This window comes from Wolbachia endosymbiont of Armadillidium vulgare str. wVulC, assembly GCF_001027565.1.
Classification (GTDB): domain Bacteria; phylum Pseudomonadota; class Alphaproteobacteria; order Rickettsiales; family Anaplasmataceae; genus Wolbachia.
Window position 1 is genome coordinate 12,772 of record NZ_ALWU01000008.1, and the last position, 25,899, is coordinate 38,670.

Genomic DNA, 25,899 nt, shown 5'->3' on the forward strand with positions numbered 1-25,899 from the left:
GAATTTCAACCAGCAACTACTCTATTTCTACCACTGTTTTTTGCTTTATATAAATATTTGTCGGCACGTACTATAAATTCTTTAATATTGTCAAGGTCAGATTTTTGCATTTCTGCGGTTCCAATGCTCACAGTTAAATTGTGAGCTGTATTTTTATCTGCAAGTATAAAAGGCTTTTTAGCAATGATTTTGCGTACTCTCTCCGCAATAGTACATGCATCCGATATACTGGTATCTGGCATTACAACAACAAACTCCTCACCGCCAAACCTAGCCAATAAATCTGTCACTCTGATATTTTCAGAAATTCTTTTCTGCACTTGCTTTAAAAATTCATCTCCAGCATTATGCCCAAAGTTATCATTCACCATCTTAAAATAATCTATATCAAGCATCATAAGGGACAAACTTCTATCCTTTTCCATGGAATCCTTAACAATGTTTCTTAAGTGTGCATCAAAATATCTTCTATTATAACAGTTAGTAAGTGGATCCTTTATAGACATCTCCACATTATTAAATAAATTCATTCTCAAGGCATCTTGATATCTTTTGCGTTTCACTTGCGAATTAACCCTAGCTATTAATTCACTCTCATCCAAAGGTACTGTTAAATAGTCATTAGCACCTACATCAAGTGCTTTTACTAAATTGCTTTTATCATAATCCTCAGAAAGAATTAGAATTGGTGTATAACGTGTCTCCACCTTACTACGAAACCAAGAACACAAACGTAAGCCATCAGTTTTTGAAAATTGCATGCCAGAAATAACAAGATCGTAGTTATCCTTAATACCAACCTTTAATGCCTCCATTGGATCACTCAGTATTCTAATTGAACTAAAGCGCTGCTTTAGTACATTATATATCTGCTCTGCTTGAAAGACGTCTTCATCTACAACAAGTATGCTAGCATCAAAGATTTGGTTAGAATAATCCATACCTGTTACTCCGCCAATCTCAGCATTAGTTTCTCCTCTCAAGCGTAATTCATCTATTACTGTCTTTAAGCGCATAAGAGACTTAATTCTCGCAGATAAAGCAGTTTCATCTATTGGCTTAGTTAGAAAGTCATCTGCACCAGCATTAATGCCTTGCACTCTATCGTGAATGTCATGCAGCGCAGTTACCATAATTATTGGAATATGAGTCGTTAAGGGATCATTCTTTAGCTCCCTACAAACCTCAAAACCACTAATTTTTGGCATCATAACATCGAGTAAGATAATATCTGGCTGCTGTTTCGCTACTAAATCAATCGCCTCTTCGCCATCGTGAGCTACTATAACTGTATAGTACTCTGCTTTTAGCTGAGCTTCCAAAAGCTTAACATTAGATGGTATATCATCTACTACTAGGATCTTTGCTGTCATTTTTTGTATTATCTACATTATAAGCAGGATAAAGTTTGCCATCTTCACCAACTATGTAATTGACTTTCTCAGTATTACACTCTTCATATAAGTCTTCAATCCCGGCATCCTTTAACAATTTCCTAATTCTTGACTTTACAATCACAAAATACCTATATATATTTTTAATAAGATTAAGAAATACAGGTACCTTACTCTTATCAAGAACAACTATACTCACTAAAGCTACAACTAAAATTTCTGAAAAACCTATGTTAAACATTTTTCCTACGAAGCAAGTACTTTAATTCTTCTGATTATGAATATTAATTTGCTTAAATCAAGCTTAGAAGCAGTCATCTCATTTAAAAAGCTATTGTAACGTTCTATGCAATCCTTATTACTATAAGCCCAAGTTTGAACCTTATCTACATGATTATCAGTAGCTTTTATGACTTTAACAGCTAGCTTATGATGATAATTGCTTAAATCATCCAATAAGTCATTAATTAAGCTGCGATCCCAATAGGAAGAACGGCTTTTCATATTGATGGCAATTGTTCTGATCATATTAAACCTTAGCAGCGACTTTAATTCAAAGTATATTCTACCAGCTTCAAAAATGGACAAAGACGTCTGTTCAGCAACAGATATAACGTCCAGCGCATAAATAAGAATACGTAGATCAGCAACCCTCTTTGCTAGATCTTCATTTATATCAAGTTCTACTAAAGAAGTGTATCCATGATTATAGACATTTAACAGGTGCTCATCTAAAACATCATGGCCTAAAGTTTCAATTGCACCCCTAAATTCTGCAACACCATCTAGTTCTACAAGATCAAGATTTTTTACTAACCAAAATGATACTCTACCAATAAATTTTTGTACATTTCTCACTATTTGCAAGTATGAATCAACATCTATTTTTCCATCCAATTTATCAATTCCCTGCCAAAGGCTACTTAAATTATATAGGTGATTGACAACGATATATATGTTAACTGCTTCATGTACTTTAATTCCAGTACTCTCAACCAAATTATTAATAAATATACAGCCCATCCTATTTACTACATCATTTGCAATGCAAGTAGAAATAATTTCCCTGCGAAGTTGATGTTTCAGTATGGAATCCTTGAACTCTGTTACCATCTTTTGTGGAAAGTAATTTAGTAAATAATCACAGCATAAGAAATCTTTTTCAGGTAGCTCAGAGTGTATAATTTCATTTTTTATTGCTGTTCTTGCATAAGACATCAGAACAGAAAGCTGAGAAGAACTGAAACCTTCTAACATTCTCGCTATCTCTTCTTCAGCTGGAAGGAATTCTACGTCTCGGTTTAACAGCCCAGATTTCTCTAAATTGAGTAATAATCTATGGTGCTGCTCCAATCTTTCTTTAGCTTGCAAGCACTCAAGGAGTAATGCTTTTGTTTCAATTTTGTTATGATCCTCAAGCACTTTAAATGCAACTTCGTCTACCATGCTAGCCAGTATTTCATTCCTTTTTTCTAAGGAAATTTTCCCTCCTTTCATAAAAATAATTTTGATATTAACTTCAAGATCGGAACATATTACTCCTGCTGAATTATCAACAAAATCTGCATTGATATACCCACCTATTTTAGCATATTCTACCCTTCCAAGCTGTGTGCAACCAAGATTGCCACCCTCTATAAACATAGAAGCTCTAATATCCTGACCGTTTACTCTTAACTCATCGTTTACTTTATCACCAACCATGCCATGACTTTCACTCTTTGCTTTAACAAATGTGCCAATTCCTCCATTCCATATGAAGTCCACCTTTGCCTTGAGTAGATATCGGATCAAGTCGTTTGGAGATAACGTATCTTCCGTTATATCAAAGCACTTTTTCATTTCTTGAGAAATGTCTACTTGCTTGCTGCTACGCTCAAATACTCCGCCACCCTGAGAAATCAAACTTTTGCTGTAATCTATCCAAGTTGAAAACGGTAATTCAAAGAGGCGTTTACGCTCTGCAAAACCCTTTTCTGCATCAGGATTTGGATCAATAAAAATATGCATATGGTTAAATGCGCCGATTAAACGTATATTTCTTGAAAGCAGCATACCGTTTCCAAACAGATCACCAGCCATATCTCCAATTCCAATAACAGTTGCATCTTGGTAAATATCCTTATTCATTCTCCAAAAATGCCGTTGTGCTGCAATCCATGCACCTCTTGCTGTAATACCCATTTTTTTGTGGTCATAACCTGCTGATCCACCAGATGCAAATGCATCTCCAAGCCAAAAATTATATTCAGAGGCTATTTGGTTAGCATAATCAGAAAATGAAGCAGTGCCTTTATCTGCTGCAACTACCAAATATGGATCATCTTCATCATACCTAATCACATTTTCTGGTGGAATTATTTTGCCATCAATTACATTATCAGTAATATCAAGCATTCCTCTGATAAAATTCTTATAACATTCAACACCTTTCTCTCTTAAAATGTTTTTGTCTTTATAAACTTGCTTTATTACAAATCCACCCTTTGCACCAACAGGCACAATGACCGCATTTTTTGTCATCTGGGCTTTCATGAGTCCCAAAACTTCAGTGCGAAAATCTTCCGTCCTATCCGACCATCTTAAACCACCACGGGCTAATTTCCCTCCTCTTAGATGTATTCCTTCAAAAAGGTTTGAATAAACATACAATTCACGATATGGACGCGGATCAGGTAAATCATTCATTCTACTCGAATCAAATTTTATAGATAAGTATGGCTTATCATCTTGATAATAACTAGTCCTCAAAATTGCCATTATCAAGTTAAATATCGAACGTAAAACGCAATCATGTGAAACATTGCTGATCTCTTTTAGTAGTTCTTCAATTTTTTCTTGGAAAATGTTAGTAGTTTCTGTTCTATCAATATCTATATTAGGATTGAATCTTGCACGAAATAGCTGTATCAGATATTTCATTATTTTTGGATACTCTGATACTATTTTTTGGATATATTCTGGATTATAGTTAAATAACGTTTGCTTTAGATAGGCACTTAGCGCTCTAATCAGAAGCACTTCCTTCCATTTGAGCCCAGCAATAATGATCAAACTGTTGAAATAGTCATTTTTAATTTCCTTGCTGAATACTTTTGCAAGCGTTATTTCAAATTGTTCTTTCAGAATAATGTTATCTATCAATTCGTCAACTCTTGACAACACAAAATGGTGTATCCATATTCCATCGTTAATTTCTATGTAATAGCCATTATGAGATAGAATCTTAGCTCCTAAATTCTTAGTAACCTTTAATATCTTTGACAATTCAAGGCCTCCGTTGCTTGGAGTGTAAACCTTCAATTGATAGTTGAGATTGTCACGAGTAAGCCTCAAATCAACTTCGCTGACTTTTTTCTTTCTCACTATCTCCAATTTTTTCATATCATAGTACGCATCATGAGGTTCAAAATTCTCTTGATAGCTTATTGGAAACGCTTTGCAGTAACGAATGAATACATCCTCAACAGTGCTAAAAGTATTATATAAATTGTCTATAAAACGATCTTCCCACTTTTCTGTAATGTTTCTTAATTTGTTCTCGATACGTAAAACTTCATCATCAAAAACGCTAGCGCTTTTGGTTCTTAGCACCACGTGCAATTTCATCAAATCATATTCATTGATAATGTGATTGTTATAAATATCTGAACTTTCTGCATTCGTCTCATCCTTCAATATATCGCGTATCTTAAACATTAGCCTTGCACTAGCATAACGCATCGGTATCAGTACTATGCAACTAATAAAGTTCCCTGCCTTTCTCAAAAATAATTTGACTCTTGGTCTAATCGCAAGAGACATGATCGAAGTGCAAATTTCAAATAACTCGTCTTCATTTGACTGGAATAATTCATCACAAGAGAATGTCTGTAAGATAGAGATTAAAGCTTTGTTGTTATGGCCACCAGGCACAAACCCTGCCTTTTTTTCTATTGTCTTGACTTTATTCTTTATTATCGGAATAGTTTGAATATCTTGAACTTCCGCTACAGAAGTAAATAGCCCAAAGAAATGCCGTTCCCTTATCATATCACCCTGGTCATTAAATTCTTTCACCCCTATACAGTTCATGTACGTACGCCGATGAACTATTGAGATTAGGTCTGATCTTAGTATGTATAAAGAATTCAAATTTTCAGAAAAAATCAATGAATCCTGATACTCTTCACTTGCTCTCATCAAACCAAGATTTTTTTCATCACTTGGAACAAGTTTTTCATCTTTATTAGCAATGTATTCTTGGTAACCTAGAAATACAAAATTGTTATTCTTCAACCAAGCCAGAAAATCTCTGTTTACAGCGTTCGACTCCGGCTGTTCAAGAACCTCATCCAGCTTTTGCAGCATTAAGTGCCAATCTTTCACAGCACAATTAACCGCTTTCAGCGTTTTCTGTAGAGATTCTTTTAATGTATCAACAAAACTGTCACTTATACCTTTAATAATTACATATACTACTGACTCTTTGATTCCATTACCTTCTTCCAAAAGATAAATCTTATCTATTAGGCTATCTTTCCTTTGGACATTAATTATGCTGTTACTGTAGTAGCATATGGTTAAATCATGCGACTTAATAGTGGCAATAATAGAATCAACTAAAAAAGGTATGTCATCATTTGTTATCTTAATTATAGTGAAATTGCCTTCTATCCCTGAAATATCATTTACATTATTTACCGCCAATTTACTTCCTTCTTTCTCTTTTTTGAGAATGAAGTTGTATGCATCTTCTGCAATGTATAAAAGAAATTTATCGTTGACTTTTAGGTCACTATTATAGACAAAATTATAAAAGTATTTTATAAACTCTTTAATCTTTTCTTTTTCCTTTTGATTTCCTTGATCAACTAACTTAAATAAAAACTCAACCTTAACATTATGATTTATACACATTTCTTAAAACAAAAATACACAGCGAATTTAAATCTTTTTAACTAAGATTTCATTACCGGAAGCGTGCACTATTAGCTCATCTCCTTCTACTACTTCCCCTGATAAAACTAACTTAGCTAGGTTATTTTGAATATATTCCTGTATTACCCTTTTTAGAGGTCTTGCTCCATATTCAGGATCATAGCCAGTTTGTGCTATTAGTTCTTTAGCTTCCTGTGACAAATTCATACTTAGTTTACGCTTAGCAAGCATCTTTTGTAAATAAGAGAATTGAACATCTATAATTTTATAAATGTCATCTTTGGTTAAGCTGTGGAATATAATAATTTCATCTAGTCTGTTTAAAAATTCTGGACGAAATGCTGATTTAACTATTTGCATCACTTCATCTTTTACGGATTCAGCAGTTCCTTTGAGCATCACCTCAGCACCAAGGTTAGAAGTTAAAATTAGTATGGTATTGCGAAAATCAATCAATTTACCGTGGCTATCGGTGAGCCTGCCTTCATCCAAAATCTGTAACAATATATTAAATATGTCTGGATTTGCCTTTTCTATTTCATCAAACAAAATTACCTGATATGGTCTTCTCCTCACTGCTTCAGTTAACCTGCCACCTTGTTCATAACCAACATACCCAGGAGGCGCACCAATTAGCTTTGAAACAGAATGTTTTTCCATATATTCTGACATATCAAAGCGCAGAAGTGCTGATTGATCATCAAATAAAAATTCGGCAAGGGCTTTTGCCAGCTCTGTTTTTCCAACTCCGGTTGGACCCAAGAATAAAAATGAACCAAAAGGTCGATTAGTGTCTTGCACACCAGAGCGGGAGCGTCTCACTGCATTACTTATCGCTTCTATTGCACCTTTCTGTCCTATTACTCTTTTCCCTATTTCATTCTCCATATTAAGAAGCTTTTCCTTTTCACTGTGCATCATGTTATCAACTGGAATGCCTGTCCATTTTGAAACAATATTTGCAATATCATTTTCGGTAACTTCTTTCTTTAGGAAACTATCAGTAACTTCCTCCTGACCTTTCAACTCACTTTCAAGTTGAGGAATCACACCATACATCAGTTCCCCTGCCCTTCCTAAATTTCCATTGCGCTGAGTTAATTCCAACTCTTTCCTCGCGTTATCCAATTTTTCAGCAATTTCTTGTATTTTAGCTATTTTATTCTTCTCTATCTGCCATTTACTGCTTAAGTCAGCAAATTTACTGTTTAGACTTTCAATTTCCTCATTTATCTTCCTTAAGCGTTGTTTAGAATTCTCATCACTTTCTTTTTTCAAAACCTCTGACTCGATTTTTAGCTGTATAATCTTTCTCTCAAGCTCATCAACAACCTCAGGCTTGCTGTCCATTTCAATTCTAACCCTACTTGCTGCCTCATCAATTAAATCGATCGCTTTATCAGGTAAAAACCTATCTGTTATATATCTATTAGAAAGCGTTGCAGCAGCGATTATTGCACCATCTGTAATCCTAATACCGTGATGTACCTCATATCTTTCCTTCAAGCCCCTGAGTATTGAAATAGTATCAGTTTCAGTTGGTTGAGAAATAAACACAGGCTGGAAACGTCTCGCAAGCGCAGGGTCTTTCTCTATATGTTCACGATACTCATCTAAAGTTGTAGCCCCTATACAGCGAATTTCTCCACGCGCAAGAGCAGGCTTTAGCAAATTTGAAGCATCCATTGCACCACTTGTTGCCCCTGCTCCAACTAAAGTATGAAGCTCATCTATAAACAAAATAACTTTTCCCTCTGCTTTTGAAACCTCATTGATTACCGCTTTTAGCCTTTCTTCAAACTCCCCTCTAAACTTCGTTCCAGCAATTAATGCACCAAGATCCAAAGCTAAAACTTTTGCATCACGCAAACCAAGTGGTACGTCATTTGCAACGATTCTATTTGCAAGTCCCTCAACTATTGCAGTTTTTCCAACACCAGGCTCACCTATCAGCACTGGATTGTTCTTTGTTCGCCTCAACGATACCTGCATAGTTCTTCTGATCTCCTCATCACGGCCAATTACAGGATCAAGCTTACCTTGCATAGCAAGTTCTGTAATATCTTTTGTATACTTCTTTGCCGCATTTAATTTCTCTTCACTATTTGGCGAGTCTGCACTGCTGCCCTTTCTCATTTCTGCAACAACTGAGTTCAATTTTTGCGGTGTAACACCATTTTCCGCTAGAATTTTACCTACAGTATCATCTTTTTGTGCAGCAAGGCCCTGCAGTAAACGCTCAACGGCAACAAATGAATCTTTGTTCCTCCTTGCAATACCGATTGAATCCTCAAAAACTTTTGCTACTTCTCTTGAAAGTTGAAGGCTGCCACTTCCTGGACCTTTAACTACTGGAAACTTTTTTATTGCACCATCTACAGCATCAGAAATATTCTGCATATTTCCATCACAAGCGCCTATCAAATCCTGGACTAAACCTGATTCATCTTCAAGCATTACTTTCAGTAAATGCTCGGGCATAAAAACCTGATGCCCAGATCCCAATGCTTTCATTTGAGCACTCTGAATTAAGCTTTTCGCTTTTTCGGTAAATTTATTTAAATCCATAATACAAATTTAACTCATACTTGCTGGTATATATAGCAACTACTTCCTCAATTTTAAACCTAAAGTCATTTATCGATAAAGATTACAAACAAAAATTTTCTAGATTTACACAAAGTAGGGGAAAAAAGATTTTTGTAAAAAATAGAATTATATTAAGTATATATTTTAATTATTAGAGAAATGATGAATATTGATAATTTTACTATAAGGCCCTTAACAACACAAAGCACATCAACATCCATAATTTCTATGCTCTTTTATAAAAGAATATTTTACTCTTTTTAGTTGGCAAGGGCTTTTCTTTATCATAAGGAGCTAACTTTCCTTTTCCTGGAAATGCGTCTGCTCCAGACATTTTTTCATTATATTTTCTTACCACCTGCTTAACAAATCGCCACTTATACCCAAATCTTTTGCTATTTTTGCTGGGTTAACCCGTTTCTTTGACTAGCTTAATTGCTTCTAATTTAAATTCTGCTGTATATTCCCTTCTATTTGCCATATCACACTTCTTTGAAAAAACATTTTATTTTATTTCAAAAACGTCTTAACTTCCTTCTACTTTTTCTGGGTAAGGTTACTAATCCGTAAGGCCAAAAATTATACAAGAAGTCTATTGAAATCACGTATATCGATTGTTGTGAAGTCACATAATTGTTCTGTAGAGCTATGCCCTGTAATAATTACTGTACCGTTCTGCTCAGAGCGTATTGAGATTAGGTTCAATACTAATTCACACGTTGTGCTATCAAGATTACAGAAGGGTTCATCTATCAGCCAAACATTTGCATTAAAAATTAAGAGGCGAGCAAGCGCAACCCTTCTTTTCCATCCTACAGAAAGTTCACTATATTTGATATTAAGTACAGGTTGCAACTGTAAGCAACAAACGGCTGCCATAATTAATTCTCTAGTGTTCCGTATTCTTGCCCAGAATTCTATGTTTTCACCAGCTGTTAAGCTATCTTTACAGGCGTTTTTATGGCCTATATAGACCATGGAAGGTATATAGGATTTTATGTCATCATATATATCCTTTCCACAGTACATTATATTGCCTGATACTGGTGGCAAAAGTCCAGATAAACTTCTAATTAAGCTGGTTTTACCACTACCATTTGGACCAGTAACTAAAATCTTTGATTTTGGCTTAGCTTTAAAACTAAGATTTTTAAATAATACTCTGTTATTGCGAGCGCAGGATAAATTTTCACATTCTAGCATGAATTATCTGCCCTTTCCTTTATGCTTCCCTTGAGTTGAAGCCTGAGCTTTTACAAATAGCTCCCAAAACCCTTTCTGTCCGCCTTCCCTATGTATCAATTGTGCAAAACGCTGCATTAAACCATTACCTATCATAACCATCTTTGTCCACTTACCTACCGGTTTTGCTATATCAACTATTTCTAGATCATCTTTGTAAACTTGTATATCTTTTTGCTTCTCGCGTAGCATTTCCTGTTGTTTCATCAGCTCTCTTTGCTTATTTTTTTGATATAATTCATTAAATTTTCTGTCTTCTTCCCACTCTTCTTCAAGGACTTTTTTAGGAAATACGATTCTCCTAATCCGATCTCTGTATATTTTTCTAAAAAAGAAAAATACTGTAATTACAGCAAGTAATGTTGTGCTATATATAATGGTTTGTCCGAAAGGCATTTTTCGTACTCAGCTTATTGGAAAGCAGTATTTATAATTATACCATAACTATAGAAATTTTGCAATTTCTTCTCTGAAGAAAGACAGTAGACTGAAACTTTCTGAAGGACAAAAACAACGTATTATAATAGCAAGCTTAAAAATCCTCTATATTTAGCTACCATTAATAATCATGAAGAGGTAGTACGTGCTCTGTTGAAAGAAGAAAGTATTGATGTTAATGCAAAAAACATTATGAAACAGACTCCTCTGGATTTGGCTGACATTCTGGGCTATAAAGATATAGTAGGTGCTCTAAAAGCAAAAGAGGAAGGTATTGATATAACAGATAAAAACGAAAATATTCCTTTATTAATGACTGATAAAGAAACACAATCTGATAAACTCAATTTACTAGATAAAGATGAGAGTGATATACAACAACTTAGTGATGATTTTTCTTTTGAGCAATTTACACAAAGTGACCAGCTACTTTAGAGAACTAAGTCTGATTACTATGATGATTTTTGCAGAGATATAGAGAAAAACTTAACATTGCTTAATTTTTATGGTAGCTAATAGCTTACTTCACTTCCACCAAGGGAATATTATTCCAGCTATTGCTTCCATAGTCATCAATAGAAGCGTTTAGGTAATCTGTATCAAAGCGCACGGGCACATCAAATTCAAAACTTGCAATAATTATTGTGCCTTTTGCTGGTGGCTTCATAAATGTGATTTCTCCTGTTGAATGATTTATTGAATATTTTTCTGTCTCTTCACCATCTAGGTAAATTTTTATTGTATCATGCACTGGCTTTTTAATCGTTCGTGTATGCTTGTCTTTTTCACTTATGTAAGTTTTGATCAGTTGAAAGGTCGTTTTTTTATCGTCTCCTATGCCAATTTCTTGATTGACAACTGTAAAGTCTGACCAATCCTTAAAACGAAACCCTATTGCTTTACCTTTTCGTGCCTGAAAAAATGTTATGAGTTCTGTTAGCTGCTCGTTTGACCTGACTCCATAAGCTATATTGTATCTGGCACGTGCATGAGACCAATTGACATTGCGCTGTTCACAACCATTATGAGTTGTTACAACGTCAGTAGAAAATTCCGGTCCTCCAGTGGACCCATAAGATATATTTTCTGGAAATCTAATTTCTGTAAATGACATATGTCCTCCTATGAAAATGAAGTTGAGATATTTTAGCTAAAAAAAAGTGTGGTTTATGCAAGTTACAACAAACACTTAATAGTATCTAGAAACCTAGATACTATTAAGAGATGAAGTAAATGTAAGATGTTGATTACTAGTGAAAGAAGAAACCAGTAATATTATGACTGCATAGAGGGTTGTAATAATGGTAATTTTTCAGACACTTCAGCTTCTTCCAGAAGCGCCAATGGCTTTTCTATCGCTTTAGCTTGTTTACGGTCTTGATCTAAAAAATATGTAATTAATCCAGCAGCTATGCCAACAAGAGGAGAGGCTATGATTGCACCAAGTAATACAAAACCGGCTAAACTTTCTGAAGCCCATACTACTACCATAGACACAACCAATCCAAGTGCAGCAAAAGCAGGAATGGTAGCAAAGACAAGCTTTAAAGCATCACATATAGAGCTTACTTCTTTTTCTTTAAGAGCAGTCTTTAAATCCTTAATCGTCTTTTGACCATTTTTTGTTTCAGGAATTATTGAATCTAAATTTGTGTTACCAGTCATATCATTTTCCTAAACAATGTTAATTTATTAAAAATATAATAAATTTTATTAAAAGTCAAATAAAATAGATAGTTAAGCTTTATCATATTGAACTCCAGTAAATTTAATTTTTTTTTTACAGATTGACCAGTGTTTGTAAACTGGCTACGCTCAAATTATAGATGTTACTTGCCTTTTTGAGCTATTATGCAATGTAAGATTATCACACCTAGCCTTACTATACTGAGGTTCATTTGCTCTGTCAAGCAAGAAATTTATTAGCCCTTTAACTCATCCACCTTTTTGCGCAATACATTCAAATCAGTTGTTCCTACAAAAAGACTATCTCCAATTATCAAAAAAGGTATACCGCCTACTCCCAAATCCCTTACTAAAAGTTTGCTATTGTTTATCATTTGCTCAATTTTGTCCGCATTATTCTTCATAGAGTTATTAAAATCGTCCTCGTTAATCCCTATATTTTTTACTATACCTAATATAGTTTCATTCGAAAATTCTCCTCTGTGACTTAAGGCAGCATAGTGAAAATCTAAGTACTTTTCTTTATCGATAAAATAAGTGGCTAGAGCACCTTTTGCTGCCTTTAAAGAGTTGTTACTAATTATTGGAGCATCCCTAAAAATATACTTAACTTTGCCATCATTGATCAATTGTTTTACATCATCCTTCATAGCTTTACAGTAACCACAAGAATAGTCAAAAAACCCTACAGCTATGACATTGCTATTTTCATTTCCTGAGTAAGGATAAGCGGAGTCGAATATTTCATTTTTATGCTGAGAAATTTTACTTTTGATTGCATTAGCATAACTACCTTTAGCTGATTCTTCCCGAAGAGTTTTTATGATCTTATCAAAATTTTTACTGATGTAGTCATCTAATCTCTCACTTATATAGTCATCATTTAAGACTTGACTGCGATGTGAAAGCCAATTGTTTATTACTGGTAAACTTGCTACTGCAAATATAAAAATCAATAAAAATGGTATCTTAGACATACACTTACTTAAAAGAGATAATTAAGACACATTATAGTAAAGAAATGTTGAATGTTAATATATAAAAATATTTGCATCAAAACTTAGTATATTGTTATATTAGAAAACTTGGCGCGGGCATTTCAGAAGTTTTAGGTGGTCTTTACCGCCAGGTATATCAACTGTAAATGTGGTAAAAAAAGTTGATTATATTATAACCGCCGCGTATAATACTAACAAACGCGGCGGTAAATTATATGAATGATTGGTAAAGAAACAGCCGTCCTATAGAAAGTAAGTTTCTTTCCTAATTAGCTGGCTGTTTGTATTGTAGGTGGCATTGTGTAAGTCTAATAAAATGATTTTTCAGTAAATGTAGTGACGTAATGAAATTTTTAAAAACTCTCTTTAACTTAGCATTGGTAGTATTTTTTGTAACTTCTGCAGCTGAAGCAAGGTGGAGTAAGTATGAAGATGCTTCTATTGAGTATAAGTTTTCTAATGTTAACATTAATGTTAATAAAGATGGTACCTACGAAACGGAAGTAGAACTTCAAGCAAAAATACTCAAGGAGTCTGGGCGTGATAGATTTTCTCTGTATAGTTTAATCTACAATGATGATAGTGCAGATTTGACTGTTTTAGAAGCTAAAACAGCTTATAACGGAGAGGAATATATAGTCACTGAAGACATGATAGAGGATAAACCGCTAGCTAGTCCTAGTAAAGGCTTCGATCAGTTAAGGCAAGTAACTATATCGTTTCCTAAAATAGAAATTGGTACAGAAGTATATTTAAGGTATAAACAAGTTAACAAAAAGGTTCCTATTGATAACTTTTATGGTCGTACTTTTAACTATTGGGGAAATTATTTACAAGCAGACAATACTAAAATCAATTCTGAATTACCCCTGGAGATTAAAGTTAATGATCCAAGAGAAGTATTAGAAATCGCTGAGGAAAAAAATGATGATATACACTCTATAAGCATTGCTCTGAAGAAAGCAGTTTATGAAAACACAACAAATGAACCACATAATGGAATATTGAATATTAAACACAACACTTGGGTATCACTTTCAAGCCTATCTAAATGGGAGGATTTAGCTAAAAAGTTAGCTCCTGGTTATCATAGCGTCATTAACCAGCCACTTCCTGCAACTTTTAAAGCTATAGCAGAATCTGCTACCAGTGAGAGTACTGATGAAGATAAGATCAATGCTGTTACTTCTTTATTGAATGAAAAAGTTCAGTACATGGGAGACTGGCGTACAGTGTCAGGAAAATTTTTTCCGAGAGATTTGGAGAAAATTGCTGATTCTCAAGTTGGGGATTGCAAAGACTTTTCTGCTAGCACGGCTGCTATTTTGCAAAAACTTGGTTATAAAGTTCAACCTATTTTAGTTATGAGAGGAACTACTAGCATTTCGAATTTTGAAGCAGCGTTACCCAATATGGGTAATTTTAATCATGTGATGCTCAAAGTAACAAATAAAGGTGGAAAAATATATTGGATTGATCCAACTAATACCGTCAGTATGGCACAGGGTATTTTTCCAGACATTGCTGATAGGAACGCTCTAGTACTCGATTCTGAGGAAGCGGATTACATAAAAATTCCTGCTGTACAAGGTGAAAATTCAAAAGTGATATCCCATAGTGAATTAACTATAGAAGATAATGTTGTAAATGAATATGGCCAGCTTATCGTGCAAGGGGAAGCAGCTCTAGGCTTAACAGGTGTTGGATTATATTATTCAGATGAGCAATTAAGAGATTCTGTTTTTCGTATGATTAGTGGAGTATATCTTGATGAAGAAGAAAAGAAGTTCTTAGAATTGCCTGACCTTACTTCGCGTAATGTAGAGGATCTTATAATTAAGTATGAATTTCAGAAAAAAAATAAGGTTTTTAAGACAAATCTAGGGCCTGCTTTAAATTTAGGAGACAATTGGCTTAATGATGTTGTGAATACAGCTTCTGACCAAGTATCAGACCTTTTTATCGGTGTACCTAAAACTAAGGAAAGCCATATGATAATAAAAAATATCAAAATTAAAAATTGTGAAAGTTTGAATTTTGAAATAGATTCTCCTTGGTTATATGTAAATAGATCATGTAAATATCAAAATGACGGAACTGAATTTAGCAATGTAATAGCTATAAAGAAAAGTTTTATTACTAATGAAGAATTAAAGACTGCTGAGTATAAAAACTTAAAAAGCGAGTTGGAGAATAATTTTTCTAGAGCTTCTATAATAATAAGTGAATGAGTTGTGCTGGGGAAAACACTTCTTAAAAGGCTTAAAATTTTTAAAATATGTACAACAACTTACGCGACTTCATCAAAGCCTTAGAAGAGAAAAAAGATCTAATTAGGATTAAAAAGGAAGTTTCAACAGTTCTGGAAATGACAGAAATTCATCGCAGAGTCTTGTCAAACAAAGGACCAGCTATCATCTTTGAAAACGTTGTCACAGAAAACGGCAAAAACTCGATTCCAGTTCTGGTGAATTTATTTGGTACTATTGAGAGAATTGCATTGGGACTTGCTGGTGAGCTAAGAGATTTAGGTAAACTTCTAGCATTTTTGCGATCACCTGAGCTACCCAAAACCTTCAAGGATGCTGTGAAGATGTTTCCTTTGCTGAAAGTTGTATTGTCAATGCGAAGCAAAGTTGTGAGCAAAGCTCCATGTCAAGAGGTGGTGCTGACTGGGGATAAGGTTGACTTAGGTCTGCTGCCTATTCAGACATGCTGGCCAAATGAGCCTGCACCGCTTATCACCTGGCCGCTTGTGGTCACAAAAGGACCAACAGCAGACAAGCAAGATAACTTTAATCTTGGAATATATCGTATGCAGGTCGTGGATAAAAAAACGACTTTAATGCGCTGGCTTGCACATCGTGGTGGTGCAGGTCACCATAAACGATGGAAAGAGAGCGGGCAAAATGTGAAATTTCCTGCTGCTGCTGTGATTGGTAGTGATCCTGCAACAATTATTGCTGCGGTAACTCCGGTGCCAGAAACATTGTCGGAATACCAATTTGCTGGGCTGCTGCGCAAAAAGCCTCTTGAGCTTGTAAATTGTAGAACTATTCCCCTTCAGGTTCCAGCTCACGCAGAGATCGTTTTGGAAGGCTATATGAGTTTGGATAGGTATCAAGATGAAGGGCCATACGGAGACCATACCGGTTACTATAATTCTGTTGAGCAATTTCCTGAATTTAATATTACTGCAATTACAATGCGCAAAACCCCGATTTATCTCAGCACTTTCACTGGCAAGCCACCTGATGAACCATCAATTCTTGGTGAAGCGCTCAATGAAATTTTTGTGCCAATTCTTGTCAATCAATTTCCAGAGATAGTGGACTTTTACCTGCCTCCAGAAGGTTGCTCATATAGAATAGCGATAGTGTCGATAAAAAAATCTTATCCTGGACACGCAAAAAGAATTGTTATGGGTATACTCTCTTTTCTCAAGCAATTTTTATACACGAAATTTATTATAGTTGTTGATGATGATATAAATATACGTGATTGGAAGGAAGTGATGTGGTCAATGTCAACAAGAATGGACCCTGTGCGTGATACAATCATGATAGAGAATGCCCCTATTGATTATTTAGATTTTGCCTCTCCTGAAAGCGGACTTGGAGGTAAAATAGGGTTTGATGCAACAAACAAACTTCCACCTGAAACCAAACGAGAGTGGGGAAGAAAAATTAAAATGGATGAAGAAATAGTAAAAAAAGTTACAGAGAAGTGGGGAGAATATGGATTGACAGGTGATTAAACTATGATGTAGACTACCGCCGTGTATTTAGGTGTGGTTTGTGAGGCTTTTGTATCTTCTATTTTTGTTAGCATGTTTTTCTCTGTATTACCATGCGGGTCCTATATTCTCGCCTTGCCCAAAAGCTACAGTTTGTTTCTCACCTGAAGAAGACTGCGCTGTACCGATAATCAGCGAGATAGACCAATCTAAAGAGTCTATCTTAGTTCAAGAATATACATTTACTCTTGGAACAGTTGCAAAATCTTTGATTAACGCAAAGAGCGTGGTGTTGATGTTAAAGTCGTCTTAGATAAATCACAACTCCACTCAAATATAGTGTTATAAGTGAACTGTTTTCAAATGGAATACCGATTTGGATCGATAATAAGCCAAAAATCGCCCATAATAAGGTAATAGTTATTGATAATCAAAAGGAGAGTAGATCAGCAGAACTTCCCCACCAGTCTCTCGCAGAACTGTACGGAAACCTCTCAGCTTATACAGCTCCCATTATTTAGCCTTTTTGACCCTAAACCTAGTGTCCAATGATAGAAAATATTTGGAGACCTCTTTCTCACTTTTCCTAGAAATTGTCTTGCTATTCTTTTGTGACCCCTGAGTCTCTTAAGTAGAAACCTTTTTTTGAGGCTCAATTTTAACGTTAATGTGTGAAGCTCTGAGTTCTGTTAGGGGGCTTTCCAGCTGAACGTCTAACTTATTCTGTATATTCGATAAGCAAATCAAAGCTGAGTCACAATTTTCATCAAACTGCTTCGCTTCATGCATACCATCGATTATTTCCTCTAATTCTTCCACATCATCCATTTCTTGCGGCACACTTTTTAATATCGCTTTTATTTGGCTTAAGTTTTGACAAATTTTCTCCTGATATCCAGCAATTTTTCCTTGATATATATCAATCATTTTTTGACATGCGTTGCCTCTAAATGGATGTTCTTTTTTCTCTTTTGTGTAAGAACTTTGAAAGTCTTTACAGTTAAGGATTGCTTCTCTATGTTTTTTTATGTCATTAATTGCGCTGACTATCGACTTATCTATTTTCTTCAAATTTTCTTCCCGTTCTTCTCTTTTAATTATACTTTTGGATTCATTTTTCATTTGGTTATACAGGTTTCTGCATTCTTTGTAAGATACCATTGGTTGTAATATTCCTTCTTCTACACCTTTATTGTAAAAATTCTTCAACTCATCACTTGATAGTATTGTTATAGCATCTTCCCTTTTGCCTTGTGATTTAGGATACTTTTTATTCAATGAACTAACATGATTTAACAAGAAATCTTTAACTAGCTCTTCCTTTTTAACTTCAGCTAATTTTTCTAGTGTTTCTATATATTTTAGAACTTCTGCAAAGAGCTGTACACCAGATGGAGCAAATCCTTGAAGTGGTTTACTCTGAGCTTTATAAAAATCGGTTTGTAAGAAATCTTCAGCTTGTTTTTTTATTACTGAAAGTTCATTAAAGGCTTTTTCTGGATTGATTTTTCTCAAAATACCAACAGTTTTTCTAATCGCTTTTTCTCTCTTTTTATCACCTTGTTTTTCATTTAATATCAGATGTTCAATTTTGGTAAAAGCTTTACCTTGATCACTCTTTGCAATGTTACAAACGATGTTTTTTACAACTTTTTCAGTTGCTGCATAATCTATTTCTTTTGCAAAGCAGTCAACAAATGATTGCCAAACTTTTTTATTAACAAGCTTACCTGTCTTATTTTCAAAATCTTCTATATCTTTGAATCCTAAAATAGTATAGAGATTTTTTTCAACTATTGGTTCGGCATGTTGTTTTGCCACTTTACCTTTTATATATGGAAATTTACTAATCTTAGTTGTACCCACAATGTTACCTCAATGTTAACGCTATCTATAAAAGTATAAAGATTTAATATTTAATTTTTAATTAACGCCAGCATTATTAGCGCAGTTAGCTGCAGAGATATAGCTAAAGTAATTTAGGCTTACCGACAACCGTCATCCCGCTACGTGTTAGCGGGTGACCTTACCCAGAAAAAGTAGAGAGGAAGTAAAGAAGTTTTTGCTATGAAAATAAAAAGTTCAGGAATGCAATGTAGAATGTCTACGCTGTTTATTATAAAAAATTTCTATATATTCAAATATTGCGGTGTTGTGAAGTATCAATGAGTATGAGTGAACTAAAAAAGCTCTCTGAAGCAGCATTATCATAACAACAACCTTTGTCTAGAAATAATACTTTTTGTACTCAGTAAAAATTGATAATTTTTAGAGGTGTATTGTGATCCTTGATTGCTATAAGCAGATTTGCGCCTATCAATAGCCATATCTATGCCTATCAACTAAATCTATTATTGCCAACCATCCTTCATTGGTTTTTATGTACGTAAACCCATATCTTGTTTGGTTGATCAGTGGTGAAATTCTGATTCAATATGTTATTTGTGGTTTTAAACCTTCATCTAAGCTTAGCTTGAATGCCATTTTTCTGCATAACATTGTTTTGATTTTACCTAAAGCCTTTAATTCAGTTTAGGAGCTCCGTACCTGCATTGTGATGCTTTTCTTTGTATGAGCTCTTCTCTTATTGTTTTTTTCTGAGTAATCCATCTATACAAGCAGATACGTTCAAAAACCTTCATAATTCCCGTGTTTTATAGCAGTTTTCATGTTCTTTTATAAAAACTCTTTTTGGTTTGCAAAATATCCCAGGGCTTTTTTTAAAATGTCTCTTTCTCTCGTTGCCAGCTCTTTCTTTAAATCAAACTTTTCTTTGTCACAAGTTCCTTTTCCTGGGATTGTATGTTTTTACCCACCTGCTTAGCCGCTAATACCCAAATCTCTTCCTATTTTTGCTGATGATTGACCTGTTTCTTTTTCCAGTCTTCATTTTTGCATTCTGCTGTATGTTCTCTTCTTTTTGTCATATCACACCTCTTTGAAAAAACTTCTTAACTTCCTCTCTACTTTTTCTGGGTAAGGTCACTTCCTCCAGTCCTTGCCTTTATTGACTTGTTCCAGAGCACCTTTTAGGAATACAAAGGATCTCCCAAGTTCACTTAGAATCCATTTCAACACATGACACGGCCTCAGATCCCGATAGAGTGAGTGATAACTTGCCTTGTTGTTACCCTTCATGCTGTCTTCCATCTCATGGAAAATGTCAACCTCTATGTCATAACAAATTTCGGGACTCAATACCTTCACTTTCGTTGCACCCTGTGTTGTCCATTCCATTAGCTTTGATACGCTCGTTACCTTACGCACCATAATGGTCTGTTCTAGGCTATTGGCTAGACTTTGCCTAGGTTGACCAACTGTATTCTAAACGCTTTTCTTGGCGCACACATATTCAGGTTCATCCTGATAGGCTGTTCGGATGCTTAAATTCTTGAAATATATCTTGCTTTAGAGAAAGCTTGCTTTGAAGGTACATGTCAACGGCTCCATAAGTTCACATTCTATTCCAAAACTTTTTTTAACTAACTATAGAAAATACTGTCGAAAAAGGAAGTTTTCTTGTTCGTGTGAAACTATTTTTTCCAATATAATGGATTTTCTGAAAAGTTTTCGAGTATATTGCATTTTTTATTTGTAAGATAAGATTTTTTCCTTTTTGCATGTCTCACCTAAAAAAGACACATTTTAAACTTTTTTATTGAAATAAAATAGAAACAAAAGTCCTGTCTCTTGTAGTATTTTACTCCTTAATATCTCCCCTTAAGTTGACGCCATTGCCTGAACGGATACAATTTTATGATATTAAACGAACAGGTGGCTTAACTTTTTTGCCAGAAGAAAAGGCGGCAAGGAGCAAACCAAAAGCGATGAGGAAGGATCCAAACCATATTACAGACATTCCAGGTTTATAGTGCACTTTAGCTGCGATTTTGCTCTTACTCTTATCAATCTCACCGATTACGACATAAATATCAGAAAGCAAATTGTGGTAGATATTGCTTTCAACATTTTTCTGACTTTCCACAAGGTAAAATCTATATTCAGGGGCTATCTCACCTAATATCTTGTTATTCAACAAATTCCTGATATCCATTGTTCCTCTCACTGCATGGAAGTTTTCCTTTTTTATCAATTCAATATTTCGTAAAGTAACTTTAAATTTATTGACTGTTATGCTATCCCCTATTTTTAAGTAATTTTCTTTTTTCTCCTGCCAGCCAACCGAATATGTTATACCAAGCACTAGAATTGCCACTCCAGCATGAGCAAGCATCATTGCATAGTAGGATTTAGAAACTTTTCTTGCTAATAAAATTGATTCACCAAGTGCTACCTTAAATAAACGAATTCTTTTACTATATGCTTCTAAAATAAAGACTAATAATGCTATGGAGATAGCAACTGATAGCACAATTATTAGCTCCATGTGAAAGATAAACGGCAAAATAGCTGCAGCACTACAGAATGAAAATCTATATTCACGGAATATTGGCAATAGACTATTTCCCTGCCAACAGCAGTATTGCCCGATCATGGTGAGCACTAGAATAGCCAGTGCAATAGGGTTAAATAAGGAATTATAGTATGGTGCTCCAACTGAAATTAATTCACCGGTTAAATATTCGAGCACTGTAGGGTATAAGGTGCCAACGAACACAATGAAAAAGGCAGTGATGAATAATAAATTGTTCATCAGCATCATCGTAAGGCGTGAAAAGAATCTTCTACCCTCTGTCACTTGAGTAGCAGATTTCTTTTCAGATTCCAATGTCGAGCACTGAAAAGATGTGCAATTTTTTCTCGTAAATACTACGAATATTACTAAGCTACTGACTGTAATTATACCAAGTAGAGCTAATATATATAGTCCATATCTTGGGTCATCTGCAAACGTGTGCACTGAGGTGAGTATTCCTGAGCGAACTAGAAATGTTCCAGTCACACTCAAGATAAAAGTTGTAAGCGTAAGCAAAATAGCAAAGTTCCTCAAAATATTGAAATTCCGTACCACGAGCAACAAATGTGTAAGCGCTACTGCAATTAGCCACGGCATCAAAGAAACGTTTTCTACTGGATCCCAAAACCAAAATCCACCCCACCCAAGTTCGCGATACGCCCACCAGCTACCTAAGCTGATGCCAAAAGTGAGCAGCGACCAAGAAATAAGTACCCAAGGCCTGACAATTTTAGCCCAAACATTTCCTTCAACTTTTGCAATTAATCCAGCTATAGAGAGCGAAAAAGGAACGCTAAACCCAAGGTACCCCAAATATAATATCGGTGGGTGAATAGCAAGACCTATATCTTGCAATATCGGATTAAAACCCAGTCCATCTGTTTCAATGCCTGGCATTTTAGTGAAGGGGCTGGATTCAAGTAAAGTGAACAATAAAAAACAAAAGCAAATCAAGCCTTGGGTGATCAAGGATACTTTCTTCAATTTACTGTCGTTATCAGTAAAAATACCCATCAAAAATAGGTAAAAGGTGAGCACTAAGGTCCAAAGCAACATAGACCCTTCTTTATTTCCCCAAACACCACAAATCTTGTAGATCAAAGGTTTTGTTGTGTGTGAATGGTAATATACGTTTTCAAGTGAGAAATCATTTGTAATGTGGCAGTAGATCAAAATAGCCATTGATGTTGATACACAAAAAAATATGGCAGTGGTAATAAACCGACAAGAACTGAGCGGTAAAAACGAATATGTCAAAGACAATAAGCAGGCTACCAATAGCAGTATATTCCCAAATTCAGGCATAAAAAATTATAGTTTTTATATAAACAATATTACTGATGACAAGTTAGAAGTTAAAGTGTTAATTGACGCTTGCTATTGATGCTATAGGGAGAGTAGACCGGCGGACCTTTGGACCTTACCCAGAAAAAGTAGAGAGGAAGTAAAGGCATTTTTATTATGAAAATGATGAATCAAATTTCTCAAGACCTGCTGCAAAAGGTGATTGAAAAAATGATGGGAGAGAGGTAGAAGAAGAATCAGCAGATTGAGTAAGGTAAAAAATGAGCTTTAGTTACTATAATATGAGGAAACACCGAAGAAACTTTCGTAATATAACAGGTTTAACTATAGAGGAGTTCGAAAAAGTAGTGGAAAAAGTGAGGTCTGGATGGGAAAAGCTTGAAAAACAGAAAAAGTGCCATGGTAGAACTACCAACTCTGGAAATTTTGTGTAATTTTGTACTATCGCACTTACATAACACATAGATTTTTAGGATGCCTATTCAATGTGCACAACGCAAATGTATGTAGGTTACTTAAGAGAATAGAGCCATTACTCGCCAAAAAAGTGACTATAACAAAAGATAGAAGTATGACACCAGAAAAAATACTGAAAATTCTGGCTGATGTTACAGAACAGCAAATACAGAGGCCAGAAGATAGTAAAAACGGATATTCAGGAAAAAAAAGAACCAACACTATGAAAACTGAGATTATTATCGAAGAAGGAGGAAGAATTTTATCAGTGTCAAAGTCATATCGTGAGCGATTTTCGCATAAGGAAACAAGAAAAATATCTACCACTCGATAGCATAAAATATGCCGATTCTGGATATCAAGGTTGGCAAAAATTGCAAAGCAATGTTATAATTCCATATAAAAAGTATCGTAAAAAGCCATTAACTCCAGAGCAGAAAGAGCATAATAGAAGATTAGCATCATTTAGAATGAGAGTAGAAAGTAAGATCCGAGAGATAAAGATATTTAAGATTATGTCGAATGTTTATCGCAATTTTCAGAAAAAATATAACCTGAGGTTCAATATTATTGCTGGTATTGTGAATCTTAAGCACTCCTTTTAGTTAACCTTGATTTTAGTCACCCTCCTTTCCTTTTTTTTATCGCTTGATTCGCAGCAGGTCTTATGTTTCAAAATCCCTTGCTAAGTGTGCCCAACAGATTTGCCTATTTTTATCAAAAAAATAATTATAGCTCTTCTCATAATAGTCAGAATAAAAAAGCAGAAACAACAGCTTGAAGGAAAGACTTAAAAATAGGGATATTTTTTTCTAGCTCTGTTCTTTATAGCAAACCACTGATGCTCAATTTCGTTAAAGTCTGGAGAATATGGAGGAAGTTCAGCACCAACTCCTTTAGCAAGATCATCTATTTTAGATTTATAGAAAGTAGCGTTATCAAAGTTTGGCCAGACCTTAAAATTGGAGTTAAAAACTGCTCAAACCAAGCCTCGAAAACATCTTTATTGCAGTAAAGGTCAATGGAGCAATGATTTTCTTTTTATTTAGAGCTATACTGACGCGCTGAGTTTTTTTACCTGATTTTAGTGAATGAAACCTCTCTCCTTTTCTGCAATATCCGTATGTTCTGTATTGTCTATTCCAGATTCGTCAATATATACAAGATTTTCATGACGTTTTGTTGCTATAACTTTTGAAAATTGAGCTCGCTTTTCTTCATTTCTTTCTTTATATCCGTAGATCTTGTAAATCCAATATTTTTAAGTGCTCGTTTGTCGACTGATATTGCCCCAGCATTTCTGACTGAGTTTTGCCACCATGGTTTTTTGCAAATTTGGTAAAAACATTCCAGTCGGTAATTTTATCTACGCTTCCAGGCTTTTTTGACTGAAAATCTCCCGTTTCCTTACGCCTTTTCTGCCACTCATATAGAGTCGTTTTTCCAATTTTAATCTCTTGGCAACAGTTTTCTCCTTCATCCAATGCTTTTTTCCTTAAGTCGTAACTATACTCTGCTGGCATACAAACCCCACTACCATAAATCCATATCTTAACTTGTTTGGATTATTATGAGAAGAGCTATATATGCTGCGTACCTGTCAGTTACTACCAAGCTATTACGATTGCAACATACATTATTTTTTAAAACTTTCATTCCTCTTGACTCTGTAAGTTTTACGAAACTCTCTTGATTACTAACAAATATCCAGCACCAACCAATTTATTGTAATGGCTCGTTTCATCAATATGCAAAACTTCACTTCTGCTTATTTCTTGCTCGATTTGCTCATACGTTTTTCCGCATTTTGACGCAACTCTATGTTCACTATTTAATACGCTGCCAACACTTATGTTCAAATTAAAAATGTCATTTATGATACTAGCAACTTCACGCTTTGAATTTTTGTAAAACCCACTTAATGCTGCAACTACTGACTTAACTCTTGGTCCAAATGTATCTGACATAACACCTTCTGGTAACTTGCTGCTTCTTCTTTTTCCACATTTCCTACAACGTCCATGCTCTAATTGATATTCTACTACATAGGGCTTGATCTCCGGAAGATCAACTTTCTGATGAATGTACGGTTTGTCGCATAATTGCAATCTCTCCTCCGCATTCGCAAGAATTCTATCTTTATTACTTTATCTGCATCCATTTTAGACCGATAATTGCCTTTGTGCCCGACCGACCACCAACATTCCTTTCGCTCTTTGGCCTGTCTTTTTTTATTTTGTATAATTCTTTAGAGCTTGGCAGAGATGAGTTTTTTGAATTTAAACCTAGCCTTTCCTTTAACTCAGCATTTTCTATTTTTAGAGCTTTATTTTCTTCCTCTAACTCTTTTATCCTTGCCTCCAATTTTTCTATTCTTTGCTGTAAATTTTTGCAGACTTCTAAAAGATTAACCATATTACCTCACATTCATTCTATGATTATCTTTTTATCACTCCTCCGTCCATCTGTTTCTCCACTCCCCTGAACGGATACGTATTTTTTCTTCTCATATCTGACACTCCTTTATAATTTGTTCATATTTTTATCTTACTTTGTTTCCCTGTCAGATTAAGTCTAAACTATTACACCTAAGTTTACTACTTTCAGGACAATCTCTAACTTATTATCAATTTTTATTATTATGCCAATTCCAACTGCGGAAATTTATTAAATTTGTTACTCCACGCTAAAATAATATACTTCACTACTCAACAGCAA

15 protein-coding genes and 8 pseudogenes are annotated in these 25,899 nt (G+C 34.8%); 6 read left to right on the plus strand and 17 right to left on the minus strand.

Annotation, left to right across the window (positions count from 1 at the left end):
* Window positions 1–5: 5 nt before the first annotated feature.
* The 7 genes and pseudogenes from wVul_RS04725 to wVul_RS04755 all read right to left on the minus strand — a co-directional run bounded on the left by wVul_RS04725 (window position 6) and on the right by wVul_RS04755 (window position 10,541).
* Window positions 6–1,373, minus strand: coding sequence for a PleD family two-component system response regulator (locus wVul_RS04725; protein ID WP_047759386.1), 1,368 nt, complete (start codon window positions 1,371–1,373; stop codon window positions 6–8).
* On the minus strand, window positions 1,345–1,635 hold the full coding sequence (gene tatB, locus wVul_RS04730; RefSeq protein WP_047759387.1) for a Sec-independent protein translocase subunit TatB: 291 nt from the start codon (window positions 1,633–1,635) through the stop codon (window positions 1,345–1,347). Before tatB ends, wVul_RS04725 begins: the two co-directional genes overlap by 29 nt.
* A 5-nt stretch (window positions 1,636–1,640) precedes the next feature.
* A complete protein-coding gene (locus wVul_RS04735) occupies window positions 1,641–6,293 on the minus strand; it encodes an NAD-glutamate dehydrogenase (RefSeq protein ID WP_047759388.1) in 4,653 nt (1,550 codons plus the stop codon).
* A 27-nt stretch (window positions 6,294–6,320) separates the two neighbouring features.
* A complete protein-coding gene (gene clpB / locus wVul_RS04740; protein WP_047759389.1) occupies window positions 6,321–8,882 on the minus strand; it encodes an ATP-dependent chaperone ClpB in 2,562 nt (853 codons plus the stop codon).
* 246 nt (window positions 8,883–9,128) lie between these two features.
* A pseudogene (locus wVul_RS10535) lies at window positions 9,129–9,384 on the minus strand (transposase); the annotation flags it as partial.
* A gap of 98 nt (window positions 9,385–9,482) precedes the next feature.
* Window positions 9,483–10,106 carry a heme ABC exporter ATP-binding protein CcmA gene (gene ccmA, locus wVul_RS04750; RefSeq protein WP_047759390.1) on the minus strand — a complete coding sequence of 208 codons (624 nt, stop codon included), beginning with the start codon at window positions 10,104–10,106 and terminating at the stop codon, window positions 9,483–9,485.
* Window positions 10,107–10,109: 3 nt separating this feature from the next.
* A complete protein-coding gene (locus wVul_RS04755; RefSeq protein ID WP_047759391.1) occupies window positions 10,110–10,541 on the minus strand; it encodes a hypothetical protein in 432 nt (143 codons plus the stop codon).
* A 150-nt stretch (window positions 10,542–10,691) separates the two neighbouring features.
* On the opposite strand from wVul_RS04755, the pseudogene wVul_RS04760 reads away from it, so the two are divergent.
* Window positions 10,692–11,018: pseudogene (locus wVul_RS04760) on the plus strand (ankyrin repeat domain-containing protein); the annotation flags it as partial.
* Between the two features lie 85 nt (window positions 11,019–11,103).
* On the opposite strand, the gene wVul_RS04765 reads toward wVul_RS04760, so the two are convergent.
* The 3 genes from wVul_RS04765 to wVul_RS04775 all read right to left on the minus strand — a co-directional run bounded on the left by wVul_RS04765 (window position 11,104) and on the right by wVul_RS04775 (window position 13,246).
* Window positions 11,104–11,697, minus strand: coding sequence for a TIGR02217 family protein (locus wVul_RS04765; protein WP_047759393.1), 594 nt, complete (start codon window positions 11,695–11,697; stop codon window positions 11,104–11,106).
* Window positions 11,698–11,858: 161 nt separating this feature from the next.
* The gene (locus wVul_RS04770) at window positions 11,859–12,248 is read right to left on the minus strand and encodes a hypothetical protein (protein ID WP_047759394.1); all 390 of its coding nucleotides are present in this window, start codon (window positions 12,246–12,248) and stop codon (window positions 11,859–11,861) included.
* Window positions 12,249–12,505: 257 nt separating this feature from the next.
* Entirely contained in the window at window positions 12,506–13,246 is a 741-nt protein-coding gene (locus wVul_RS04775) for a DsbA family protein (RefSeq protein ID WP_047759395.1), read from the minus strand.
* A 365-nt stretch (window positions 13,247–13,611) separates the two neighbouring features.
* Between wVul_RS04775 and wVul_RS04780 the strand changes: the two genes are divergently transcribed.
* The 3 genes and pseudogenes from wVul_RS04780 to wVul_RS09850 all read left to right on the plus strand — a co-directional run.
* Complete coding sequence (locus wVul_RS04780) at window positions 13,612–15,498, plus strand: DUF3857 domain-containing protein (protein WP_047759396.1); 1,887 nt, start codon at window positions 13,612–13,614, stop codon at window positions 15,496–15,498.
* 47 nt (window positions 15,499–15,545) lie between these two features.
* A complete protein-coding gene (locus wVul_RS04785; protein ID WP_047759397.1) occupies window positions 15,546–17,024 on the plus strand; it encodes a UbiD family decarboxylase in 1,479 nt (492 codons plus the stop codon).
* 40 nt (window positions 17,025–17,064) lie between these two features.
* Window positions 17,065–17,440: pseudogene (locus wVul_RS09850) on the plus strand (phospholipase D-like domain-containing protein); the annotation flags it as partial.
* 190 nt (window positions 17,441–17,630) lie between these two features.
* On the opposite strand, the gene wVul_RS04795 reads toward wVul_RS09850, so the two are convergent.
* The 5 genes and pseudogenes from wVul_RS04795 to wVul_RS04805 form a co-directional block, all read right to left on the minus strand.
* Window positions 17,631–18,869 (minus strand): hypothetical protein, encoded by a 1,239-nt coding sequence (locus tag wVul_RS04795; protein WP_047759398.1) that lies wholly within the window; start codon window positions 18,867–18,869, stop codon window positions 17,631–17,633.
* 216 nt (window positions 18,870–19,085) lie between these two features.
* A pseudogene (locus wVul_RS10540) lies at window positions 19,086–19,930 on the minus strand (transposase family protein).
* Window positions 19,931–19,985: 55 nt separating this feature from the next.
* Entirely contained in the window at window positions 19,986–20,273 is a 288-nt protein-coding gene (locus wVul_RS04800; RefSeq protein ID WP_238580405.1) for a hypothetical protein, read from the minus strand.
* A 78-nt stretch (window positions 20,274–20,351) separates the two neighbouring features.
* Window positions 20,352–20,625: pseudogene (locus wVul_RS08795) on the minus strand (IS4-like element ISWosp8 family transposase); the annotation flags it as partial.
* Window positions 20,626–20,757: 132 nt separating this feature from the next.
* A complete protein-coding gene (locus tag wVul_RS04805) occupies window positions 20,758–22,698 on the minus strand; it encodes a heme lyase CcmF/NrfE family subunit (RefSeq protein ID WP_458694598.1) in 1,941 nt (646 codons plus the stop codon).
* Between wVul_RS04805 and wVul_RS09855 the strand changes: the two genes are divergently transcribed.
* Entirely contained in the window at window positions 22,625–22,804 is a 180-nt protein-coding gene (locus tag wVul_RS09855) for a hypothetical protein (protein ID WP_238580408.1), read from the plus strand. The two genes, wVul_RS04805 and wVul_RS09855, sit on opposite strands and share 74 nt — an antisense overlap.
* A gap of 181 nt (window positions 22,805–22,985) precedes the next feature.
* Window positions 22,986–23,786: pseudogene (locus wVul_RS08800) on the plus strand (transposase family protein).
* Between the two features lie 145 nt (window positions 23,787–23,931).
* On the opposite strand, the pseudogene wVul_RS08805 reads toward wVul_RS08800, so the two are convergent.
* Window positions 23,932–24,704 (minus strand): annotated as a pseudogene (locus tag wVul_RS08805) (transposase).
* Between the two features lie 61 nt (window positions 24,705–24,765).
* Window positions 24,766–25,596: pseudogene (locus tag wVul_RS04825) on the minus strand (IS66 family transposase); the annotation flags it as partial.
* Window positions 25,597–25,899 lie beyond the last annotated feature (303 nt).

What these genes read in the sequence shown, in the direction of transcription:
- wVul_RS04725 (WP_047759386.1), bottom strand. Translation starts at nt 1,373, where the DNA reads ATGACAGCAAAGATCCTAGTAGTAGATGATATACCATCTAATGTTAAG.
- tatB (WP_047759387.1), bottom strand. Translation starts at nt 1,635, where the DNA reads ATGTTTAACATAGGTTTTTCAGAAATTTTAGTTGTAGCTTTAGTGAGT.
- wVul_RS04735 (WP_047759388.1), bottom strand. Translation starts at nt 6,293, where the DNA reads ATGTGTATAAATCATAATGTTAAGGTTGAGTTTTTATTTAAGTTAGTT.
- clpB (WP_047759389.1), bottom strand. Translation starts at nt 8,882, where the DNA reads ATGGATTTAAATAAATTTACCGAAAAAGCGAAAAGCTTAATTCAGAGT.
- ccmA (WP_047759390.1), bottom strand. Translation starts at nt 10,106, where the DNA reads ATGCTAGAATGTGAAAATTTATCCTGCGCTCGCAATAACAGAGTATTA.
- wVul_RS04755 (WP_047759391.1), bottom strand. Translation starts at nt 10,541, where the DNA reads ATGCCTTTCGGACAAACCATTATATATAGCACAACATTACTTGCTGTA.
- wVul_RS04765 (WP_047759393.1), bottom strand. Translation starts at nt 11,697, where the DNA reads ATGTCATTTACAGAAATTAGATTTCCAGAAAATATATCTTATGGGTCC.
- wVul_RS04770 (WP_047759394.1), bottom strand. Translation starts at nt 12,248, where the DNA reads ATGACTGGTAACACAAATTTAGATTCAATAATTCCTGAAACAAAAAAT.
- wVul_RS04775 (WP_047759395.1), bottom strand. Translation starts at nt 13,246, where the DNA reads ATGTCTAAGATACCATTTTTATTGATTTTTATATTTGCAGTAGCAAGT.
- wVul_RS04780 (WP_047759396.1), top strand. Translation starts at nt 13,612, where the DNA reads ATGAAATTTTTAAAAACTCTCTTTAACTTAGCATTGGTAGTATTTTTT.
- wVul_RS04785 (WP_047759397.1), top strand. Translation starts at nt 15,546, where the DNA reads ATGTACAACAACTTACGCGACTTCATCAAAGCCTTAGAAGAGAAAAAA.
- wVul_RS04800 (WP_238580405.1), bottom strand. Translation starts at nt 20,273, where the DNA reads ATGGTGCGTAAGGTAACGAGCGTATCAAAGCTAATGGAATGGACAACA.
- wVul_RS09855 (WP_238580408.1), top strand. Translation starts at nt 22,625, where the DNA reads ATGGCAGTGGTAATAAACCGACAAGAACTGAGCGGTAAAAACGAATAT.